This window comes from Pseudoalteromonas sp. TB25 (assembly GCF_000497995.1).
Taxonomy (GTDB): domain Bacteria; phylum Pseudomonadota; class Gammaproteobacteria; order Enterobacterales; family Alteromonadaceae; genus Pseudoalteromonas; species Pseudoalteromonas distincta.
Window position 1 is genome coordinate 1 of record NZ_AUTI01000140.1, and the last position, 4,801, is coordinate 4,801.

Genomic DNA, 4,801 nt, shown 5'->3' on the forward strand with positions numbered 1-4,801 from the left:
GGTTCTAGCCGCGAGCCAGAGCGTGGCGGTACATGGATTGAGCGCGAAAAATCGCAGCAACCAGGTATACGCGCAGTAACGCAACGTAAAAACCAAATATTGCTTACGCTTAAAAGCCCAGAAATGCTACTAGCAAGCGGCTTTTTAGCACGCGTATTTACACTATTAAGTGAATACAATATATCGGTAGATTTGGTAACCACATCAGAAATCAGTGTGGCTATAACCCTTGATAACGCGCAAAACGCCTCGCGCCCAGAGCTTGATCAAGAATGCCTAGATAAGCTTGCAGAGTTTTGCCATGTTTCGGTAGAAAACAACCTAACATTGGTGGCACTTATTGGCTCTGAGATTCAATTACGCCAACACGAAATGAACTTAATGAGTGTACTAAAAGACTTTAACATTCGATTAATTTGTCACGGTGCTAGTAAGCACAACCTGTGCTTTTTAGTAGAGCAAACTGAGTCAGATAACGTAGTACAGTCTATTCATAGCCGTTTATTAGAAAATGATTTTGCTGCGTAAATAACCGTTATTCAGGAAAATCACCTAGTAAAATCACTTAATAAAAAGCATCGCCAGTCGGTGCTTTTTTTATGCACCACACTCACATCAAAACAAACATTACTGTCACTGCTATCAGCTACAGTAACGCGATTACTGCAAGCACTCAGCTTTGCACTATTTAATTCGTCAAACACATTGGGGCTAAGTAACTTTGCAATAGGGCGGCTGGTGGCTTTAGCAAGAGACTCTTTTAGTGTCCAAATTCTAAAAAACGTATCTGCTTGGGCTTGGGTATTAGTGGGCTTGGTGATAAGTGTAATTTCATCATTATGATAAAAATGCTTAGCGAGCTTTTCAAATGGGCGCTTTAGGCTTACTTTTTCAATATCAAACCCAAACTCACTTTTATCAAAATTTAGCGCGACCCCAACTAAACCATGCGAGTGCGAAATACAGGTATTTATAACATCACCACCCACTTGTATTTGCAGCTTTGAGCTTGCTTCGTCAAATTCTGTACTCATTTTATTAAGGGGTACGTGCGTATGTTGCGGCTGCGTTACTTTAATAAGGTGTTTTAACAATAACCGCGTCGCTAAATACTCTTGCTTAGCTTGTGGGCTTTTACGGCGGTTTATAATGTTTAACTCAAACGGGCTTAAGCAATCGGGCAAATTAAAGTCACTAAGCTCAAGTGTTTTAGCATTAAATAATAAAATGCTGTTACTCGCTAAAGACAAATTTGCCAATTGAGTTGAAGTAATACTCAAGGCGTTTTTAAAATAGTGTTCAGTCATAAAAGCCCTAAAGCAAAAGAAGTCGCTGATATTGTGAGCGGTTAACGCCACTAACAAAGGCTGGGTACAATTTTATTACTCAGCTGGCATGAAATATGGTTTAATTCACAATAATCAAAATAATAACAGATTTGTAGATGTATGGCACAAGTGCGTGATGGGTTTCAAAGCCGACTTGGTTTTGTTTTAGCCGCTGCTGGCGCAGCAGTGGGTTTGGGTAATATTTGGGGTTTTCCTACGCAAGCGGCCAACCATGGCGGCGGTGCTTTTTTACTGGTTTATTTTATTGTTATATTTTTACTTGCGCTACCTGCGCTGTATACCGAACTTTATTTAGGTCACAAAGCACAAGCTAATCCTGTAAAAGCATTGGGTGATGCATGGCAAAACACTAGCCGTAAAGTAGGTGCAGCAGCCGGTTACATAGGTCTTGCGGGCGCAGTTGTTATGCTAAGTTTTTATTCAATAGTGGCAGGGTGGATGCTCTCGTACGCTATTGAACCCATAACAACCTTTTTTGGGTTTACGGGCGCAAGCGAATTTTTACATAGCGACTCAGTGCTGCGTAATTTTGTATTTACGCCGCTTATGCTTATTTTAACCGCCAGTATTATTTTAAAAGGGGTTAAGTCGGGAATCGAAACCTGGTCGCGCCGATTAATGCCACTGTTACTTGTGCTGCTTGTTGGTTTAATTGCCTACATTGCAACACTCGATGGCGCAAGCGAAGGTTTTGCCGCGTATTTAATTCCTGATTTTAGCCAAATACTCGACCCTAATTTAATTATTGCCGCAATGGGGCAAGCGTTCTTTTCGCTCTCACTAGGTGTGGGTTGTATGATGATTTACGGCTCGTATTTACAACCAGATGCTAATTTACCAAAGCTCACCGCAGGTGTTGCATTACTTGATACTGGCGTTGCTTTTTTAGCGGGATTACTTATTATTCCTGCTATTTATGTGGCGCAGCACAGCGGTGTAGAGGTATTTAGTGGCGGTAAATTGATTGGTGAAGGGCAGCTAATTTTTGCTATTTTACCTGAGCTATTTAGCACCATGGGCGAAATTGGCTTATTAGTTGGTTTATTGTTTTTTGTATTAATGTCTATCGCATCGGTTACGTCAACTATATCGACGACTGAAATTCCGGTAGCGTTTTTAGTCGAAAACCACAACGTTAGTCGCACCAAAGCAACATGGGCAGTGAGCGCCGTTGTACTTGTGTGTGCAAGCGCAATTATACTAAATTTTGATTGGTTATTTGGCTTAGTTATTATGCTATTTACTCAATACCAATTGCCGCTTATGGGCTTGTTTTACTTTATTACGGTAGGTTGGATGTGGCAGCGTGGTAATAAATTACACCAAGCAACAACCGGCGTACATTACTGGTTTGCTCAGTATATTCGTTTTGTTTGCCCAATATTAATGACCTTGGTATTTGCAAACGTTGCGTTTGGTTAAGCTCTATTTAAAGTGAATTTTTAAACAAAAAAAGCGAATAGGGCTCACCTTATTCGCTTTTTTTGTGCCTGTTATCTAGGTATAGCTTAGGTCTTTATAAAACCTCATTAGTTAGAGGCCTACCTTCACTTACTTCAAACGCGTTAAGCAGGGTTGTGTTTGCTATTTCGGTGAGTGCTTCTTGTGTAAAAAAGCCCTGATGCCCCGTTACTAATACATTTTTAAAGCTCACTAAGCGCGAAAATATATCGTCTTGGTTTATTTCGTCACTGTGGTTTTTAAAAAATAGCTCCGACTCTTGCTCGTAAACGTCGAGCCCTAAATACCCTAATTTTTTAGTTTTAAGTGCATTAATGCACGCTTTGCTGTTAAGCAGTGCCCCGCGAGAGGTGTTAATAAGCATAACGCCGGTTTTCATTTTACTAAATGCCTCATCATCTATTAGATGATGAGTTTGTTCCGTTAATGGGCAATGCAAAGAAATCACATCGCTTTGGCTAAGTAAGGTGTCTATATCGGTAATTGTATAATTGCCAGGTTGCGCGTATGGGTCGCACACTAATACTTTAGCGCCAAAGCCGTTTAAAATGTTGCACAGCGCAAGGCCAATTTTACCGCAACCTACAATACCCACGGTTTTATTGTGCAAGTTAAAGCCTAGTAATCCGTTTAAATCAAAATTGTCTTCGCGTACGCGGTTATACGCTTTATGGGTTTTACGGCTAAGCGTGAGCATAAGTGCAATACAATGCTCGGCTACTGCTTCTGGGCTGTATGCTGGTACGCGTAATACTTTAATTTTATGTGCTTTTGCGGCAGGTAAATCAACGTTATTAAATCCTGCACAACGTAGCAAAATAGTATTTATGCCTTGGCTTGCCAGTTGTTCAATAACAGTGGCGTTTACAGTGTCGTTAACAAATACGCATATGGCATCAAACCCGTTTGCTAAAATAGCCGTTTGTTCGCTCAGGGCTTGCTCAAAATACGTTATTTTTATATTACTGTAATCGCGTGTACTTTGTTCAAAAAAAGGCAGTTCGTACTTTTGAGTACTAAAAAAAGCAATATTCATGGTAATAGCCTCGACGCTTAATAAGTATCAATACAATAAACTACTTTATAAACCTATGCTCTGGTAACACGCATTTTATTGATTTAAATTAAGCCTTAGCTGGCGTAAACAAAGGTATTTTTGATGCTACCTTTTTACCACCTCTTGCAGCGCTTAACTTTGCGGCTTGCAGTAAGTTACTTTCTATTACTTGTTTAAGTGTTTCGGGCTTAGTACGCGGTGCATAGCGTGCAACAAGTTGCCCTTGTGAGTTAATTAAAAACTTAGTGAAATTCCACTTAATTGCACGGTTTTGCGAAATACCCCGCGTATGCGACTTTAAATAATTAAACAACGGATGTGTTTCTGGCCCGTTTACCATTACCTTACCAAATACCTCAAACGAGATATTAAATTGATCTTGGTAAAAGTCTTTAATGGCTAAATTATCAAGCGGCTCATTTTGGCCAAACTGGTTACACGGAAACGCAAGCACAGTAAAACCATTGCTTTTGTATTGCTGATAGAGCTTTTCGAGCGCGTTTAATTGCACCGAAAAATTACACTTACTCGCTGTATTAACAATAAGGACGGTTTTGCCCTGTAGCTGGCTAAGAGGAAAATTTTCGCTGTTATAAAGTGGTGCATTAAATTGATAAATACTGTCCATAGGTTACCTACTTACCTTTCCCGTTGAGGAAATTTTATAAAGACTTTCATTCGCTTTTTTATCGACCGGTTGACATAATCGAGGTCTAGTTTCTAAGTTATCAGTTAAATAGGTCATTTTTATGTCAATGAAAGTCGCATTTATAGGTTTAGGCGTAATGGGTTACCCAATGGCGGGGCATTTAGCAAAAGCAGGGCACAGCATATGCGTTTATAACCGCACACAAGCTAAAGCACAAACGTGGACTGCAGAACATTCAGGAAGCTTTGCACTAACCCCGCGCGAAGCTGCCAGCAATGCCGACAT

At 40.2% G+C, this 4,801-nt stretch carries 5 protein-coding genes and 1 pseudogene; 3 read left to right on the plus strand and 3 right to left on the minus strand.

Annotated features, from left to right (window positions below; all coding sequences use genetic code 11):
- Window positions 1-528, plus strand: a pseudogene (locus tag L652_RS0103010) (lysine-sensitive aspartokinase 3); the annotation flags it as partial.
- Window positions 529-548: 20 nt separating this feature from the next.
- Here the strand turns inward: L652_RS0103010 and L652_RS0103015 are convergent.
- Window positions 549-1,307 carry a 4'-phosphopantetheinyl transferase superfamily protein gene (locus tag L652_RS0103015; RefSeq protein ID WP_024595199.1) on the minus strand — a complete coding sequence of 253 codons (759 nt, stop codon included), beginning with the start codon at window positions 1,305-1,307 and terminating at the stop codon, window positions 549-551.
- Window positions 1,308-1,448: 141 nt separating this feature from the next.
- Here L652_RS0103015 and L652_RS0103020 point away from each other — a divergent pair, with 141 nt between their 5' ends.
- Entirely contained in the window at window positions 1,449-2,771 is a 1,323-nt protein-coding gene (locus L652_RS0103020) for a sodium-dependent transporter (RefSeq protein ID WP_024595200.1), read from the plus strand.
- Window positions 2,772-2,865: 94 nt separating this feature from the next.
- On the opposite strand, the gene L652_RS0103025 is transcribed toward L652_RS0103020, so the two are convergent.
- Both L652_RS0103025 and L652_RS0103030 read right to left on the minus strand, forming a co-directional pair.
- Window positions 2,866-3,846 (minus strand): 2-hydroxyacid dehydrogenase, encoded by a 981-nt coding sequence (locus tag L652_RS0103025; RefSeq protein WP_024595201.1) that lies wholly within the window; start codon window positions 3,844-3,846, stop codon window positions 2,866-2,868.
- Window positions 3,847-3,934: 88 nt separating this feature from the next.
- Complete coding sequence (locus L652_RS0103030; RefSeq protein ID WP_024595202.1) at window positions 3,935-4,495, minus strand: glutathione peroxidase; 561 nt, start codon at window positions 4,493-4,495, stop codon at window positions 3,935-3,937.
- Window positions 4,496-4,616: 121 nt separating this feature from the next.
- Here L652_RS0103030 and L652_RS0103035 point away from each other — a divergent pair.
- The coding region (locus L652_RS0103035; RefSeq protein WP_024595203.1) for an NAD(P)-binding domain-containing protein at window positions 4,617-4,801 on the plus strand (185 nt) is incomplete at its 3' end.

What these genes read in the sequence shown, in the direction of transcription:
- L652_RS0103020 (WP_024595200.1), top strand. Translation starts at nt 1,449, where the DNA reads ATGGCACAAGTGCGTGATGGGTTTCAAAGCCGACTTGGTTTTGTTTTA.
- L652_RS0103025 (WP_024595201.1), bottom strand. Translation starts at nt 3,846, where the DNA reads ATGAATATTGCTTTTTTTAGTACTCAAAAGTACGAACTGCCTTTTTTT.
- L652_RS0103015 (WP_024595199.1), bottom strand. Translation starts at nt 1,307, where the DNA reads ATGACTGAACACTATTTTAAAAACGCCTTGAGTATTACTTCAACTCAA.
- L652_RS0103030 (WP_024595202.1), bottom strand. Translation starts at nt 4,495, where the DNA reads ATGGACAGTATTTATCAATTTAATGCACCACTTTATAACAGCGAAAAT.